This is a genomic window from Roseicyclus mahoneyensis, from assembly GCF_003148775.1.
In the GTDB taxonomy this organism is placed as follows: domain Bacteria; phylum Pseudomonadota; class Alphaproteobacteria; order Rhodobacterales; family Rhodobacteraceae; genus Roseicyclus; species Roseicyclus mahoneyensis.
The window spans coordinates 1-15,696 of sequence record NZ_QGGW01000017.1; the positions used below are offsets into that span (position 1 = coordinate 1).

The window sequence follows — 15,696 nt, forward strand, 5'->3', positions numbered from 1 at the left end:
CACCGCCGAGACAATTGGCGCGGGGTGGAGCAGCCCGGTAGCTCGTCAGGCTCATAACCTGAAGGTCACAGGTTCAAATCCTGTCCCCGCAACCAACGATCCTTGCGAAAGCAGATTGTCGAGCGCCTCGGCCTCGGCGAGGAAGTCCGGGTCTCGCTTGCCGGCCGCGAACCGCAGGATCGCGCCGAGATCGCCGCGCAGAACGATCGCAAGCTCTCCGTCATCCGGCATCAGCGTCACCTGATCGACCAGCGAGCGGAACATCTCCGCAGCCTTGCCGCGTTCGGCATCCTCCTGAAGTGCCTCATACAGCTGATCGATCCGCTGGCGGTAGATCTCCGCCATGTTCGGGTGCAGCAGGGGAGGGGGTTCTGCAGCCGACGCCAGAAGCAGGGACAACTCAGCCTTCCGGGCCTCAAGCTTCTCGATCCTCTCCTTCATCTTGAGAGGTGGCACGCCCTGAAGAATTGCGTCGATCGCCTTGTCGAGCTCCCTGTCCGCTCGTTCATACTCAGCCTTCCATCCGGCCAGGTCTGCACCTCGCTGGATCCGAAGGCGGTTCACCTCGCGTGTGAACTCGGTGCAGAATTCCTGAAACAGCGCAGGCTCCATCAGATGCTTGCGCAGACCGTTGAGGATCGAGGCTTCAAGCGCATCGCGCCGGATGTTCAGGCGGTTGTCGCAGGTGCCCTTGTTGCGTGCTGTGGCGCATCCCAACAGGTCTTTCGAGATCAGCGTATAGCCACCCCCGCAGCAGCCGCACTTGATCAGCCCCGCAAAGAGGTGCTTGGGCCGCCGCCGCATGTTCAGCGGGTTGGGCGCATCCTCGCGCTCGCCAAAGGCGAGGCTTGCCTGCCGCGCCTTCACAGCATCCCAGACGTCCTGCTTCACGATCCGAAGCTCAGGCACGTCCTGAACCACCCAGTCACTCTCGGCGTTCGGTCGCGAAACGCGGCGGCCTGTATCGGGATCCTTCAGGTACCGCAGCCGGTTCCAGATCATCCGCCCGATGTAGAGTTCGTTGTTCAGGATTCCCGTGCCGCGCTTGGCGTTGCCATGAATGGTCGACGGCCCCCACTCCTTGCCTTGAGGGCCTGGCACACCCTCGCTGTTCAGCGCCATCGCGATGGTGCGAGACGACTGCCCGCCCAGATAGTCGCGGAAAATCCGTTGAACGACCGCGGCCTCGGCCTGGTTGATCGTACGCCCGCCGCGGTCATCAGGATCGGCTGTCGGAACGACATCATAGCCAAAGCACAGCCCGCCGCCGGACCGCCCCTTCTCCACCCGGCCACGCAGCCCCCTTCGGGTCTTGTCGGCCAGGTCCTTGAGATAGAGCGCTCCCATCGTCCCCTTGAGGCCGATATGCAGCTCGCTGACCTCGCCCTCCGACAAGGTGACGATGCTGACACCGGCAAAGCGCATGCGCTTGTAGAGCCCGGCGATATCCTCCTGGTCGCGCGACAGCCGGTCGAGGGACTCGGTAACGATCACGTCGAACCGCCGCTTCAACGCGTCGGCGATCAGTTCCTGCACGCCCGGCCGCAGCAACGAGGCACCGGAGATCGCGCGGTCGGTATAGCTGTCGACGATGACCCAGCCCTCGCGCTCGGCCTTGACGCGGCACAGGCGCAACTGATCCTCGATCGAGGCATCGCGCTGGTTGTCCGAGGAATAGCGGGCATAGAGCGCCACCTTCATGCGACGGCCCTCCTATGGCTTGGAGACGGTTCGCCCTTGCGCATCGGCCTCCGCCTGCACGAAATCGCGGGCCGCTTGCCGGGCCAGCAGTCGCACCAGATCGGCCAGGCGCGGGTCGCAGGTACGGCCCCCGATCCGTTCGGCATCGCTATCCGTCGCCTCGACGACGAGGCGCAGCCGGTCTGCCGTGGTTTGCCGTTGGCGTGCCAAATGCCTGATGCCCTAGCTTCACGGCCTGATCGCCGCTGCGAACAGGATGGCAGGCAACGTCGCGCACTCAAGAAGAAACCGTATGGAAAAACAGCGTGTTGTGGCGGGTTATCGTGCAACGTGGCGCATCCCGTCGTAGGTTCGGACAGCCCGGCGTCGTACATATCGGCGGCCTGAAACCCGGCCTTGCGGTCAATACCGAGATAAATCCGACCCATGGCGGGGACCTCCGCGCACTGACTGATACTCCTTGAAGGCTTTCAGCGTGCCACAGAGCCGCGACTCAGGCAACGATTTGCAAAGGCGCGGCGCGGGATCCCGCCGTCGGCGCCCCGCCAGAGAGTGAAAGGGTGGCCGGAGCGTCCATGACGGGTTGCGAGCCGGGGGAGAGGCCCCTGGTGCCCGTCGTGGAGGGTTTCCCATGATCCAGGGTCAGGTTCTCGAGGCGCGGCGCGATATGTCGGGCGGCTACAAGGTCGATGTCGGGCGGGGCGAGCGTGTGGGGCGCGTGTCGTCGGAATGGTTCTCGCGCCCCGATGACGAGCGTTACCTCTCGCTCACCGAACTGACCGAGGCCGTGCGCGCCCGCTCGGCGCGCAGCCGCACCCGCGTCATCGAAAGCGCCGCGATCGAGGTGCAGGCGAGCCGCGACAACCCCGAGCGGCTGGCGCTGGTGCTGCCCGGGGCCGAGGCGCCCGTGGCGCCGACGCACTGGTCCTTCGGCCAGCTGGCCAGCATGGTCGGCGCACCCGCGGCCTATCTGCGCCAGCTTCCGGCCTCGCTGGCGGGGATCAACCTGCAATACGGCCTTTCGACCCACCGGGCCGAGCAGATCAAGACGCTGGAAACCGAAAACGGCCGCATCGACCTGCGCGCCGTCACCGGCCCGGATTACGGTCGCATCCATGACCATGAGCTGGCCGAGGCCGTCCAGCGCATCGCGGGCAACGGCACGGGCGACACGCGCTGGAAGGTGCCCGGCGTGCTTGACTGGTCGACCGGCGTCTACAACCCCAATGTCGACATCACCAAGGACACGACGACGCTTTATGCCTCGGACCGCGACATCTTCCTGTTCCTGGTCGATGACCTGAACCCGATCGAGGCCGGCAAGCTGCCCGATGGCTCGCCCGACCTGTTCTTTCGCGGCTTCTATTGCTGGAATTCCGAGGTGGGGGCCAAGACGCTGGGCATCGCCAGCTTCTACCTCCGCGCCGTGTGCCAGAACCGCAACCTCTGGGGTGTCGAGGATTTCCAGGAGATCAAGATCCGGCATTCGAAATACGCGGCATCGCGTTTCGCGCATGAGGCGACCCCGGCGCTGGAGAGTTTCGCCAATTCCTCGCCCGCGCCCTTCCTGAACGTGATGAAGGCCGCTCGCGCGCAGGTCGTGGCGCGCGATGACGAGGACCGCGAGGCGTTTCTGCGCAAGCGCGGCTTCTCGAAGGCCGAGACCGGGCGGATCATCGAGACCGTGCTGGCCGAGGAAGGCCGCCCGCCCGAGACCGTCTTCGACTTCGTGCAGGGGATCACTGCCGCGGCGCGCGCGAAGCCCCATCAGGACGCGCGGCTGGAGATGGAGGGCCGGGCGAAGAAGCTGCTGGAACGGGTGGGGTGAACTTTACCAAGGGCGCCCGCATGGGCGTCCCCGCCTGCCGAACGCAGAAGAGTTGGCAAGCGTTCACTCTTGCTATTGCAGGAATGACAGACCATCGGAAATCGTCAGATCAATTGTGAAGCAATTACGGGTCTCCGAAGTCAGGAAGTCCAAAACTGGCGTTTACGTCGTGCAGGTAGGAAAACGGGTTGTTGGACCGAGATTTTTGCCCAGCCAGATAGCCTCTCACGCCAATATCTGCCGCCGCCAAAGCAGCGCCAGCGCCCAAAAGTGCTGGCCCCGTAAGTCCGGTGAAGTAGGCGAGCGCCCCCGCGGAAGGCACCGAAATAGTAATCGCCCTGTATGCGCCCTCCCATGCGGTTGAAATCGATTTCTGATCCAGTTCTCGCTTAAGCGCTCTCAAACTTGGCTCAATGCTCCTCTCATAGGTACGCTGTGCGCTTTCAAAGAGTGCCTCACCACTTAAGTCTCCACTATTTCGCAACGTGTCAGATAACTCTATAATCTTGCCTGAAAAATCTGCGTATTGATCTCTTCTTTTTTCACGAAATCTAAGCAGTCTTTCAACAGGCACAGACGCATCAACCCGCAATCCGCGCATTATAACTCCGATCATGGCTCCTTCTGCGCGCCTGGGGGATGAATCGACAACTTCATCAAATAGAAATCGAAATGACAATCCCTGAGCTTGATCATAGGAAGTCAGAGGCGACATTGCCAATTTTTGAGAAAGGTGGGCGGCCAGTGCTGACATGTAAGCGTTGGCGAAACGACTATCCACCAATAGCCACTCGTTATCTCGATGATCAGCAGTCACCCCCTCTTCGAGGAGATCTCGCAAGATGTATGGGAGCTTCTCAGGGTGTATCCGCGCCATTGCAAAACGCTCCATTGCTCTGCGCACACCCGGAGGCACTTTCCCACGGTGCATTCTGGCGAGGCCATATTGGAATAGGAATAGCCTGATTTCGGGGGACAACTTTCTGGGGTGCAAGCCTGCCTCAAGAAACGCATCCTCAAGCTCCCATGTAATATCATGGTCAAGCCTAGCGGAACGAAAAGTTTCATTTGCTGTTTGATCCAAATCTCGCCATTTTTCGTCACTTCCATCTACGAGACGAAGGATCTTTCGGCCAAGATCTTCGATAACGTCTTGTTGTAAGTCGCAGCGAAGGGGGGTGAGGTAACCTTCAGCATGGCAGATTCTTGTATCCGGACTTTGATAAGGTTCCTCGATCGCGCTCGGAGCGATGGTTTGTATATCATCCCAAAACAAAATAGCTGAGCGAAGCCAAGCCGGATCATGAATGTCTATGTGAGGGAAATAAAGGCCGGTACCAAGCATGCTCACCTCCTAGAATGGCAGCACCACAGTATGAACAGCCACTGGTTGTGGCAAGGTGGATCAGTTCGTTTTCTTTCAGAGTAGATCGATAGCTTGGTCCTCGAATTCGGGAATTCCTATCAGTCCCCCATCCCCACCCCTGAGAGCCAGAGGGTGGCTTGTCGCTTTGTGGCGGGTTGCGAGCCGGGGGAGAGGCCCTCGGCGCCCGCTGTGGAGCAAGACCCATGGCCAATGCCACGAAGAAGATCACCCTCGCCACCGCGCGCGACATCCCGTTCGACAAGCTGTCGCTCAGCCAGGCCAATGTGCGCCGGATCAAGGCGGGCATCTCGGTCGAGGAACTGGCCGAGTCCATCGCCCGGCGCGGCCTGATCCAGAGCCTGCATGTCCGCCCCCTGCTGGACGAGACCGGCGCCGAGACCGGCCGCTACGAAGTGCCCGCCGGCGGCCGCCGCTTCCGCGCGCTGGAGCTGCTGGTCAAGCAAAAGCGCCTGCCGAAGACCGCCCCCGTGCCCTGCATCGTCTCCGAAGCCAACTCGGGCATCCTGATCGACGAGGTCTCGCTGGCCGAGAACATCGAGCGCGCGCCGCTGCACCCGCTCGACCAGTTCCGCGCCTTCCTCGCGCTGCGCGACAAGGGCATGACCGAGGCCGAGATCGCCGCGGCCTTCTTCGTCACGCCGCAGGTGGTGAAGCAGCGCCTGCGCCTGACCGCCGTCGCGCCCGCGCTGCTCGATGTCTATGCCGAGGACGCGATGACGCTGGAGCAGCTGATGGCCTTCACCGTCTCGGACGATCATGACCGGCAGGTGCAGGTCTGGGAGGCGGTGCGCCAGAGCTGGCAGAAGGAGCCCTATCAGATCCGGCGCATGCTGACCGAACAGGCCGTGCGCGCAGGCGACCGTCGGGCGCGGTTCATCGGGCTGGACGCCTATGTCGAGGCCGGTGGCGCGGTGATGCGCGATCTGTTCGAGGAGGATGGCGGCGGCTGGCTGCAGGACGTGCCGCTGCTGGAGCGGCTGGTGGCCGCGAAGCTCTCGGCCGAGGCCGATGCCATCGCCGCCGAGGGCTGGAAATGGGTCGAGGTGGCGACCGACTTCCCCTACGGCCACACCCACGGCCTGCGCCGCCTGACCGGCACCACGGTCGACCTGACCGAGGCGGAACGGGCCGAGCGCGAGGCCCTGCGCGACGAATACGACGCGCTGGAGGCCGAATACGAGGGCGCCGACGAATTCCCCGACACGGTCGACGCGCGGCTGGGCGAGATCGAGGCGGCGCTGGAGGCGTTCAACACCCGCCCCCTGCAATTCGACGATGATGAGATGGCCCGCGCCGGGGTCTTCGTCAGCCTGCGCTCGGACGGTACACTGTTGATTGAGCGCGGTTATGTCCGGCCCGAGGATGAGGAACCGGTCGAGCCGGTTGCCGCAGCCACGGAAAGCGCCATGCCCGAGGCCACGGCCCCCCAGTCGGTGATCACCAACCCCTGGCAGCCCCCGGCGGAGGAGGAAGACGAGGGCATCCGCCCGCTGCCCGACCGGTTGCTGTCCGAACTGACGGCCTATCGCACCCTCGCCCTGCGCGATGCCGTCGCGCGCAACCCCGATGTCGCCCTGACCGCGCTCCTCCACCGGCTGGTCAGCGACACCTTCCACCACCGCAACACCCGCGGCTGCCTGCAGGCCAGCGTCCAGCACGTCTACCTGCCCAGCCACGCCGAGGGTCTGAACGACAGCGTCGCCGCCCAGTCCATCGCCGAGCGGCACGAGGGGTGGGAGGCCGATCTGCCCGGCGACGACGCGGCGCTCTGGGACTGGATCGCCACGCTCGACAGCACCAGCCGCCTCGCGCTGCTGGCGCATTGCGTCAGCTACGGCGTCAATGCGCTCTACGAAAAGCCCAACCCCTACAGCGCGAGCGGTGTCAGCGAGCACGGGCTGCAGGTCCGCCTCGCCCAGGCCGACCGGCTCGTGCGCGCGACGTCGCTGGACATCGCCGATGCAGGCTGGCGCCCGACGGTCGCCAACTACCTGGGCCGCGTGACCAAGGCGCAGATCCTCGAGGCCGTCCGCGAGGGCGCGGGCGAGGCCCGGGCCAAGGCGCTCGAGGGCCTGAAGAAGGACGACATGGCCCGCGAGGCGGAGCAGTTGCTGGCGGGAACCGGCTGGTTGCCGGAACCGCTGCGCGCGCCGGGTGGTGTTTCGGAGGATGGCCCTGAAGCGGACCAAGCTGACATTGCGGCCGATGATGACGCCGAGGCGGCATCGCCCGAAGGCGACCCGGACCGCATCGCCGCAGAGTGACCCACCGTGCCCCGGACGCGGCAAGCGTTCGGGGCATTTTTGCTGTTGGCGTCGTGGAGGGCGGGAAGCGGACGTTCGGTAGTATAGCATGGTCGCTGCCGACGCCCCATTTGCGGCCATTCGCATCAGTGTCGAATTAATCAACTAGCGCGCCGGTTGATATCACCCGCATCGGGCGAAGACAGGATGCGACCGCGCAATGACAGATGTCTTGACCTTCTGCGTCTGGACGACCTCCATGATCCGCAGGAAGATCGGCATGCCTGAACGCCACTAGCAGTGCCCGAGGCTCCATCGATCCCAACGCGAGAAGTGCAAACCACCATGCCCCCCACCGATAGCCATCCCACGCCTGGCTGGCTTGCCCGGCCCTCTGCCATTGGCCTGTTGGTCGCTGCCGCATTCTTCGGCCTGTCCATGACCCCGTCGATGGTGCCGCGCGCGCCGGAGATGCAGGGCGCACTAGGGGGTGTCGTGGCTGCGATCGGCTATCTGCTGGGGTGGACGGCGGTCTTGGTTTCGGGATGGCTCGGGCTGGCGACCCGCGGTCCGCATCGACAATGGGGGACCGGGATGGTCATTGCGGTGGCTGTCGGCATCGTATTCATCAGCCTGTGGATGGGTTCCGCCTGGCAAGGGTCTGTCCTCGAGGCCTGGGGGTTACCGCCGGTGGAGGCGTCGGCGCCCCTGTGGATCGCCCTGATTGCGGGCGGTTTGTTTGCTGTCCTCCTCGCGCTTGGCCGTCTGTTCGTCCGGACCACAGCCCGCCTGCAGCGGCGCGGCCAGCGCAACCTGCCGCCACGGGTGGCGCAGGCGGCGGGCATTGTCGCGGCCTTGGTGATCTTCGGCGCGGTGATCGAGGGGGTAGCGCTGCGCGGCCTCCTGCGGGTTGCCGACACGAGCGCGCGGCTGGCCGATGCCGTGATCCCGCCCGACGGCGCCCCACCGGCCTCGCCCTTCGTCAGCGGCGGGCCGGGGTCGGCGCTGGACTGGCAGGAGTTGGGGCGTTGGGGCCGGAGCTTTGTCGCCTCCGGCCCGACAGCGGAGGACATCGCCGCCTTCTGGGGCGAGCCGGCCCTGTCTCCGATCCGGGTCTATGTCGGCCTGAATGCCGCTGACACGCCCGAGGCGCGGGCGCGCCTTGCCTTTGACGAGTTGATCCGGCTGGACGGGTTCGATCGTGCTTTTCTGGTGGTGGCGATGCCGACCGGCTCAGGCTGGCTGGACCCAGGCGGTGTCGACACGCTCGACTATATCACGCGGGGCGATGTGGCGACCGTGTCGGTGCAATACTCCTATCTGCCCAGCCCGGTCTCGGTCGTGGTCGACCCGACGCAGGGCGTGGCAGAGGCGCAGGCGCTGTTCGACATTGTCTATCGGCACTGGACGACGCTGCCGGTCGACGCGCGGCCACGTCTCTATCTCCATGGCCTCAGCCTTGGCGCGTTCCTGTCGCAAGAAACCGTGCCGATGCTCGACCTTTATTCCGATCCGATCATGGGCGCGCTCTGGACCGGGTCGCCCTATCTGAGCGAGCTCTGGCAGATGGTGCAGGCCCGCCGCCACGCCGACAGCCCGGCATGGCGGCCACGGTTCGGCAATGGTTCGTTGATCCGCACCGCCAACCAGCAGGGCGGGCTTGAGCGGCACGATGCCGATTGGGGGCCGATGCGCTTCGTCTTCCTGCAATACGGCAGCGACCCGATCGTCTTTTTCGACTGGTCGCTGGCCTGGGCCCGGCCCGATTGGCTGGCGGGCGAGCGGGCACCGGACCTGACGCCGCAGATGCGCTGGATCCCTGTGGTGACCCTGTTTCAGGTCGGGTTTGACATGGCGGTGGCGCTTGGCACGCTGGGGTATGGGCACGACTATGCCGCGCAGCACTACATCCCCGCCTGGGCCGAGACGCTGACGCCAGAGGGTTGGACCGCCGAGGACGAGGCGCGGCTGATCGCGCATCTGTCCGGGCTGGTGCCGCGCTGAACGTCAGGGGATCGCGGAAAGGGTCAGGAAGGCGCCGAAGATCACCAGTGCCAGCATTCCGAGCGGCCCCCAGCGCCGCCGTCAAGTGCTGGGCCTGAAAGGTCCAGCGGTGGTGGCGAATGCCGCCGATCAGAAGGCAGAGCCCCGAGATGCCGTTCAGGACGATCATGATGGCGGCAAAGACGGTGTCGCGCGCCACCGCGCTTTTGTCCCCGGGGGCCGACAACAGCGGCGACACGATAAGCGCTGCAAAACCAAGGGCAGCGACCGGGCCGGCGACGGTTCAGACTGGCGGGGTCGTCGCGCCGTGCAGGCTGTCCAATTCCCGCGCCTCAGTCGGCGGGTTGGAAGGTGAAGGGCGCTGCCTGCTCGAAACTGGAGGAAGCTTCACCGGACAGGACACGCTCCATGTCTATACCCAGATCAAGTTTCATGACCGGTGCGCCTTCGGACAGGTCCAGATTGGCGAGGTCGACCCAGAACACGCTGGGCGAGGTCACCGACTCGACATAGTAGCGAAGGTCCTGATGATCGGCCACGACGCGCCAACGGGTTGTCGACAGGTTGGGCTGATCGGCGATGCTGATGCCCCAGGGCACCGAGGTCTGCCGGATGACGCTGAACACGGCCGCCGCGGCCCCGCGCGGATCGGCCGTCTGTTCGACCGCGTTGATGTAGAAACTGGCCCGGACGAACCGGTCCGTCGCGCGGACGGTCCCCGGCATGAATTCGCGGGGGTTCACACCGTCCCAGTAGTCGCGGATCGCGAGTTGACGCTCGAACGTCGGTTCGTTGGTCATCACCTGATAGCTGCGGTCGTGCCAGACCACCATCTCGCCGTCCACGAACTCGATGATCGCGCTGTCTCCGGTGGCGTCCGATATCGAGACATGAACAGTGGCGGCGTTCCCCGGAGGACCCACCGGCACCTCGCCCCCTTGGACGAGGACCGGGTTTTCTCGCAGATCGGCTACGGCCTCGGCTACGGTCGCGTATTGGTCGAGCAGGTATTGCGGGAACACCGAAAGCGATATGCGCGGCGTCACGCCATCATCCTCCGGATAGGTCGCTTCGACCTCCCATAGCAGGTTGACGACAAGACCTTGCTCGTTCATGCCGTCCGCGGTCGCGATGTCATAGCCCGTGACGACAAGGCTGCCATAGGTCGAGGTCCATTCCGCCGACCGCTCGCCCGCGGCCCCATCCCGCGCCATGCCGCGAGGGAAGGCGAAAAGGTTGCTCACCATGGGCAGCTTCCAGTCCATGCTTCGGCCGGTCAGGATGCGACCCTCCGGCCCGAGATAGACCGCGCGGGTGCAGGCTTCGGCGACCGGAGCGGCCGCAACTATGACAGCTACGGCGCAAGCGCCTACGAGACGAGCGAAACGATGCATTCCAACCTCCCTGTGATGATCCATTTCACGCGCGGTGACGGGTCGTTGAAAAGGGGGGGCGCCGGTTCAGAACCGCCAGGTGACCCCGATGAGCGGGCCGGTCATCGCACCTTCGAACACGGTGCCGCCGTCGGAATAATCGACGTAGAGGTGCCGCCACCCGATAGACAGGTAAAGGTTGTCGGTCGCCTGGTAGTTCGCCGTCACAGAGGCCTGCCACGTCAGGTCGGAGCCTGCGCCGAACCCGCCGACGTCGATGTAGCCCAGCAGTGACCACCGATCCGACAATGGCGCGTTGCCGCGCAGGGCGATGATCGGATCCACGAACTCGGCCTGCGGTGCGATGCTGATCCCCGCGAGGGGCGCTGAAACGCTTCCGTCGATCTGCCAGGCGCGAAGGCCACCCATGACATCCAGCGTCGAGCCGCCGCCGGCATCGAACCGCCGACCCGCAGCGAGGGTAAGCGACCGCAGTGTAACCTCGCCCGCGGCCGGCCCCAAGGGCGTCAGCCCCGACCGGGACGACGAACTGTAGGTGAGATCCCCGAACAGCACGAGATCGCCGCGACGAGCCAAGCCGGTCACGAAGAAGGCCGCATCCAGATCCTCGAGCACTTCGGACAACGACTTGTCGAACGACAAGGTCGGCGCGCCGGTGAAGGGTGTGAAATCCCCGGTGACGCCCGCGCCCCATCCATAAAGCGTGACCTGACCCGACCAGTCCTGCGCAACCCCGGTGGTAGGCGCAACGGTCACCGCAGCCATCAGGACGGCGGCGAGGGTGGAAACGGACGTCTTGGTGACCCGGATCATGCGAGCTGTTCCTTGTAGATGCGGCCGTCCTTCATCACGAGGCGGAGGTTGGTCTCGGGTTCGCCGAGGAAATCGAGATCCGACTCCGGGTCGCCATCCCACACGAGAATGTCCGCCAGCGCCCCTTCGGCGATGACGCCAAGGCGACCCTGGTAGGGCGCGCGCGTACCCGACTGCGAGAGCAATTCGCCCGCCGCGCCGGTTGCCATATGCAGCGCCTCGAGGGGCGACATGAAGCGGGTCAGCTTGGCCAGTTGCCGGCCCTGTGACCGGGCACCGGCCGGATTGAACAAAACGTCCGTTCCGAACGCCATCTTCACGCCCTCGGCCCGCCCAAGTTCGAAGGCGCGCACGGTGCCCTGAGCCACTTGCTGCTGCTTGGCGATGCTGCGTGGGTCCGTGTATTGATTGGCGTCTTCATCGGCGAGGAAGGGCTGGAGGCTCCACCATACACCTGCCTCTGCCATGGCGCGGATCGTGGCTTCGTCGGCCAACTGACCATGCTCGATTGATCGCACACCCGCCTCCAGGCAGCGCAGAATGCCGGTGGGCGTATAGACATGGGCGCAGACATAGGTGCCGTAATCCGCCGCAGCCTCGACCGCCGCGCGCATCTCGTCGAGGGTGAATTGCGCCGTCTCAAGCGGATCATAGGGCGACGCGACGCCGCCACCGGCCATGATCTTGATCTGGCTCGCGCCGCGCATCAGTTGCTCGCGGGTGCGGCGCAGGACTTCGTCACGCCCGTCTGCAATGGCGGCCACGCCGGTGCGCTCGGTGTAATCGGCATCGCCCGTCAGGCGCGGCAGGCTGCTCAAGAGCCGGAAATCGCCATGCCCCGATGTCTGCGAGATCATCGCCCCAGACGGAAAGATCCGGGGCCCTGCAACAACGCCACGGTCGATCGCCATCTTGAGCCCGAACACCGGCCCGCCGACGTCGCGCAAGGTGGTGAAGCCGCGCATCAGGGTGGCCCCTGCCTCTTGTCCCGACACCAGATGGACAAGGGCAATGTCTTGCGTCAGCGCGGCAACCTGGCTGACGCCGACGAGGGTCGCGTGCCAGTGGCAATCGATCAGGCCCGGCGTCACCGCCCGTCCGCCGCAGTCGATGATCTGGGCGTCCGCGGGGCCTTGCCCGGCGGGGGGCAAGCCCGTGATGACGCCGTTTTCCACCAAGATGTCGCGCCCAACCTGCATGGACAGGTCGGTCCCGTCGAAAAACCTCAGGTTGGTCAGCAGGATGGGGCGCCCCGGTGTCTGCGCGCGCGCCTCCCGCGGCGCGAGGCCGAAGCCCGCAAACATCCCGACTACGGCCGCCATACCGCCAAGCACCTCACGCCGCCGCAGATCGGCGTCGATGCGCGCATAAGCCTGATGGGTGTAGGGCGCGTCACAATGACAAGGATTGATCCCTGCGCTTTCGGCAATGGAGGGATCGTAGCAGGCCAAACACATGGAAGTACCCTTGTCGCAAGGCCTCCCCCCGTTCGGACGGGCCTGGAGGCGAGGAGATCAGAACTGCAAAGCGGATTCTTGGAACAACAACATGCTGGGATGGATGGTAAAATTCGACTTGAGGATGTCAAACGAAAATTTCGCGACGAAAGAAAGTTTCGCGACGACAGGCTGGGACCGGCATCAGAGCTTCGGTCGGTTTGTGTCTTGATTATGTGACCTTACGATCGCTGCGACACACATGGCGCGCATATCGCGAACCTGATGACAGAGCGTGATCCCGTATCGCGGTCATCAGCCTTTCTGTCATGATGTCATGCTTCAACAACGCAACCCGGGGAGGCTTTCCCGACTTGGGCGAATGTCCGGTCCGATGGTCTGGCGGAACCTCAAGCTGATAGAGCCGACGGTCCGGTCTGGGCCGGGCACGTCGATCTCCTCCCTGCACGACCAGCCGAGGTAGAGGGTGGCGCGGCTTCGCGCGGCGGGTTGTGAGCCGGGGGAGAGGCCTTCGGTGCCCGCCGTGTCGGAGGGGCCGATGGCCGATCATTTCACCCGGTTTTCCTGTCTGCTCGATGTCGGCAGCGCGGGAAATGCGGCCCATGCGCTCGAGATTTATCGCGCCATGATGGCGGAGTCCGCCGCCGAGGACCCGCCCTCGGAGGGTTTCGCGCTGGCCATCGTGCCGGAACATGGCGGCAGCACGCTCTGGATGCATGATGCAGGGACCGGCGATCCGCAGGCGGTGTTGGAGTTCGTCAGGGCCTGCGCGGCGGCCTTCGGGTTGACCGGCCGCTGGGGGTTCCAGTTCGCGCTGACCTGCTCAAAACCCCGGGTTGGGGCTTTCGGGGGCGGTGCGCATCTGCTGGACCTCGCCACCGGCAAGACCCTGGCCTGGACCAGCACCGACCGCTGGCTGGCTGACCATCTGACCGGAGGGTCGGCCGATGCCCCGGATCGTTGAAACCCTCGTCTACCGCCTCGACGAACTCGATGCGCCTGCGCAGGACAGGGCGCGCGGCTGGTATCGCGGGATCGGCTTCGATCATGACTGGCACGATGCCGTCTATGACGACTTCCAGCAGATCGCCGCGATCCTCGGACTGCGCTTCAGGACCACGCCGGTCCGTCTTTACGGCGGTGGCACGCGGCAGGCGCCCTGCATCTGGTTTCGCGGGTTCTGGAGCCAGGGCGACGGCGCGGCCTTTGAAGCCTGGTACCGCTATGCCCCGCGCGCCGCACAGCGCATCCGCGCCCATGCCCCGCAGGACGTCGAACTGCACCGCATTACCGAGGCGCTGCAGCAGGTGCAGAGGCGCAACTTCTACCAGCTGCGCGCCGAGACAAGCCTGCGCGGGCACTACTGCCATGCGCGATCCATGGTGATCGCGGTCGCCCGCGACAGCCCGACCGGGCAGGAGGTGACCGAGGATGCCGAGGAGGTCGTGGCAGAGGCGCTGCGCGATCTGTCCGACTGGCTCTATCGGCAGTTGCAGCGCGAATACGAGTACCTGACCTCTGACGCGGCCATCGACGAGGTGATCCGCGCCAATGACTACAGCTTCACCGTCGACGGGCGGCGTTTCGGCTGATCGCAACCCGCCGCATCCTGCAGGCCATTGCACGATATCGGGGTGATCCCATGTCCAGAAACTGTACCGCCCGGCCCCCGCAGGCGCATCGTTCCGCGCGGGAGGTCGTGCCATGACCAGAGCCGATGTATCCGAGCTGTCATCCCGCCTTGCCGCCTGCGCCGAGGCGGTGTGCCGCCATTACCTGCCCCAGGGCGAGAAATCCGGCCGCTACTGGCTGATCGGCGATGCCCGCGGTACGCCGGGCCGGTCGCTGTTCGTGCGGCTGACCGGCCCCGATCGCGGCAAGGGCGCGGCGGGCAAATGGACGGATGCGCAAAGCGGCGAGCATGGCGACCTGCTCGACATCATCCGCGAGAGCCTTGGCCTGACCGATTTCAAGGACGTGGCCGAGGAAGCGCGCCGGTTCCTGAGCCTGCCGCAGCCGGAACCCGCGGCGCGGCCGGACATGTCGCGGCCCCCGGCCAACCCCGGATCGACCGAGGCCGCGCGGCGTCTCTTTGCCATGGGCACGGCGATTCCGGGCACGCCTGTCGCGGCCTATCTGCGCGGGCGCGGGATCGACCCATCCGGCGATCTGCCCGCGCTGCGCTTCCACCCGGCCTGCTACCACCGGCCCACGGGCGGCGGGACGACCCGGCGGCTTCCGGCGATGGTCGCGGCGATCACCGATCTCGACGGCCAGCTGACCGGGGTGCATCGCACCTGGCTCGCACCCGGCGGGGCGGGCAAGGCTGATCTCGACACGCCGCGCCGGGCGATGGGCGCGCTTCTGGGTCATGGGGTGCGCTTCGGGCGGGCCAGCGATCTGCTAGCGGCGGGCGAAGGGATCGAGACCGTGCTGTCGCTGCGCATGGCGCTGCCCCGGATGCCCGTCCTTGCCGCGCTCTCGGCGGGGCATCTCTCGGCGATCCTGTTCCCGGCGGGGCTGCGGCGCCTTTATGTTCTGCGCGACCGTGACCCGGCGGGCGAAGGCGCGCGGGAGCGGTTGCGGGACCGGGCGGCTTCTGCCGGGATCGAGACGCTGACCCTCACCCCGCGGCTGGGCGATTTCAACGATGATCTGCGGCGCTATGGCGTCGACGCCCTGCGCGCGCGGCTGCGGTTGCAGCTTCATCCCGAGGATGCGGCGCGGCATCTGGACGGGTGCAGCCCGGGCGTCACGTCAGGCGGTGCGGCCTCGCCCTGATCGGGTTTCCCGGTGTCTCGCGGCCCCTTCTGGCGGAGAGGCCCTGCGCCTGCGGCCTTCTCAGAGGGCAGGTGGCCCACAAGCGGGG

Annotated in this window: 11 protein-coding genes and 1 tRNA gene; 7 read left to right on the forward strand and 5 right to left on the reverse strand. The window is 65.6% G+C overall.

Features of this window, described 5'->3' with window-relative positions; genetic code table 11:
- Nucleotides 1-18 precede the first annotated feature (18 nt).
- Nucleotides 19-95: transfer RNA gene (locus C7455_RS19205), tRNA-Met, on the forward strand.
- Here C7455_RS19205 and C7455_RS19210 read toward each other — a convergent pair.
- A complete protein-coding gene (locus C7455_RS19210; protein ID WP_109671066.1) occupies nucleotides 52-1,701 on the reverse strand; it encodes a recombinase family protein in 1,650 nt (549 codons plus the stop codon). The genes C7455_RS19205 and C7455_RS19210 overlap by 44 nt on opposite strands.
- 631 nt (nucleotides 1,702-2,332) lie before the next feature.
- Here C7455_RS19210 and C7455_RS19220 point away from each other — a divergent pair.
- Nucleotides 2,333-3,529, forward strand: a complete 1,197-nt coding sequence (locus C7455_RS19220; protein ID WP_109671027.1) for a DUF932 domain-containing protein — start codon at nucleotides 2,333-2,335, stop codon at nucleotides 3,527-3,529.
- Nucleotides 3,530-3,653: 124 nt separating this feature from the next.
- Here C7455_RS19220 and C7455_RS20000 read toward each other — a convergent pair whose 3' ends face one another.
- Nucleotides 3,654-4,874, reverse strand: a complete 1,221-nt coding sequence (locus tag C7455_RS20000) for a hypothetical protein (RefSeq protein WP_146200052.1) — start codon at nucleotides 4,872-4,874, stop codon at nucleotides 3,654-3,656.
- Between the two features lie 224 nt (nucleotides 4,875-5,098).
- Between C7455_RS20000 and C7455_RS19225 the strand changes: the two genes are divergently transcribed.
- Together C7455_RS19225 and C7455_RS19230 are read left to right on the forward strand one after the other, a co-directional pair.
- The gene (locus C7455_RS19225; protein ID WP_109671029.1) at nucleotides 5,099-7,180 is read left to right on the forward strand and encodes a ParB/RepB/Spo0J family partition protein; all 2,082 of its coding nucleotides are present in this window, start codon (nucleotides 5,099-5,101) and stop codon (nucleotides 7,178-7,180) included.
- Nucleotides 7,181-7,504: 324 nt separating this feature from the next.
- Nucleotides 7,505-9,163 (forward strand): alpha/beta hydrolase, encoded by a 1,659-nt coding sequence (locus tag C7455_RS19230; RefSeq protein ID WP_109671031.1) that lies wholly within the window; start codon nucleotides 7,505-7,507, stop codon nucleotides 9,161-9,163.
- A 332-nt stretch (nucleotides 9,164-9,495) separates the two neighbouring features.
- On the opposite strand, the gene C7455_RS19240 is transcribed toward C7455_RS19230, so the two are convergent.
- From C7455_RS19240 to C7455_RS19250, 3 genes are all read right to left on the reverse strand, one after another.
- A complete protein-coding gene (locus C7455_RS19240; protein WP_109671032.1) occupies nucleotides 9,496-10,557 on the reverse strand; it encodes a linear amide C-N hydrolase in 1,062 nt (353 codons plus the stop codon).
- A gap of 66 nt (nucleotides 10,558-10,623) precedes the next feature.
- Nucleotides 10,624-11,370, reverse strand: a complete 747-nt coding sequence (locus C7455_RS19245; protein ID WP_245904434.1) for a hypothetical protein — start codon at nucleotides 11,368-11,370, stop codon at nucleotides 10,624-10,626.
- Complete coding sequence (locus tag C7455_RS19250) at nucleotides 11,367-12,827, reverse strand: metal-dependent hydrolase family protein (RefSeq protein WP_109671034.1); 1,461 nt, start codon at nucleotides 12,825-12,827, stop codon at nucleotides 11,367-11,369. The genes C7455_RS19245 and C7455_RS19250 overlap by 4 nt, the downstream gene beginning before the upstream one ends.
- Nucleotides 12,828-13,365: 538 nt before the next feature.
- Between C7455_RS19250 and C7455_RS19255 the strand changes: the two genes are divergently transcribed.
- The 3 genes from C7455_RS19255 (at nucleotide 13,366) to C7455_RS19265 (ending at nucleotide 15,608) form a co-directional block, all read left to right on the forward strand.
- The gene (locus tag C7455_RS19255) at nucleotides 13,366-13,791 is read left to right on the forward strand and encodes a hypothetical protein (RefSeq protein WP_109671036.1); all 426 of its coding nucleotides are present in this window, start codon (nucleotides 13,366-13,368) and stop codon (nucleotides 13,789-13,791) included.
- The gene (locus C7455_RS19260; RefSeq protein WP_109671038.1) at nucleotides 13,775-14,419 is read left to right on the forward strand and encodes an antitoxin of toxin-antitoxin stability system; all 645 of its coding nucleotides are present in this window, start codon (nucleotides 13,775-13,777) and stop codon (nucleotides 14,417-14,419) included. Before C7455_RS19255 ends, C7455_RS19260 begins: the two co-directional genes overlap by 17 nt.
- Before the next feature lie 112 nt (nucleotides 14,420-14,531).
- Nucleotides 14,532-15,608, forward strand: a complete 1,077-nt coding sequence (locus C7455_RS19265) for a DUF7146 domain-containing protein (protein ID WP_109671040.1) — start codon at nucleotides 14,532-14,534, stop codon at nucleotides 15,606-15,608.
- Nucleotides 15,609-15,696: the final 88 nt, after the last annotated feature.

Excerpts from the sequence above, each read along its gene's own strand:
- C7455_RS19210 (WP_109671066.1), bottom strand. The coding sequence starts at position 1,701 with ATGAAGGTGGCGCTCTATGCCCGCTATTCCTCGGACAACCAGCGCGAT.
- C7455_RS19220 (WP_109671027.1), top strand. The coding sequence starts at position 2,333 with ATGATCCAGGGTCAGGTTCTCGAGGCGCGGCGCGATATGTCGGGCGGC.
- C7455_RS20000 (WP_146200052.1), bottom strand. The coding sequence starts at position 4,874 with ATGCTTGGTACCGGCCTTTATTTCCCTCACATAGACATTCATGATCCG.
- C7455_RS19225 (WP_109671029.1), top strand. The coding sequence starts at position 5,099 with ATGGCCAATGCCACGAAGAAGATCACCCTCGCCACCGCGCGCGACATC.
- C7455_RS19230 (WP_109671031.1), top strand. The coding sequence starts at position 7,505 with ATGCCCCCCACCGATAGCCATCCCACGCCTGGCTGGCTTGCCCGGCCC.
- C7455_RS19240 (WP_109671032.1), bottom strand. The coding sequence starts at position 10,557 with ATGCATCGTTTCGCTCGTCTCGTAGGCGCTTGCGCCGTAGCTGTCATA.
- C7455_RS19245 (WP_245904434.1), bottom strand. The coding sequence starts at position 11,370 with ATGATCCGGGTCACCAAGACGTCCGTTTCCACCCTCGCCGCCGTCCTG.
- C7455_RS19250 (WP_109671034.1), bottom strand. The coding sequence starts at position 12,827 with ATGTGTTTGGCCTGCTACGATCCCTCCATTGCCGAAAGCGCAGGGATC.
- C7455_RS19255 (WP_109671036.1), top strand. The coding sequence starts at position 13,366 with ATGGCCGATCATTTCACCCGGTTTTCCTGTCTGCTCGATGTCGGCAGC.
- C7455_RS19260 (WP_109671038.1), top strand. The coding sequence starts at position 13,775 with ATGCCCCGGATCGTTGAAACCCTCGTCTACCGCCTCGACGAACTCGAT.
- C7455_RS19265 (WP_109671040.1), top strand. The coding sequence starts at position 14,532 with ATGACCAGAGCCGATGTATCCGAGCTGTCATCCCGCCTTGCCGCCTGC.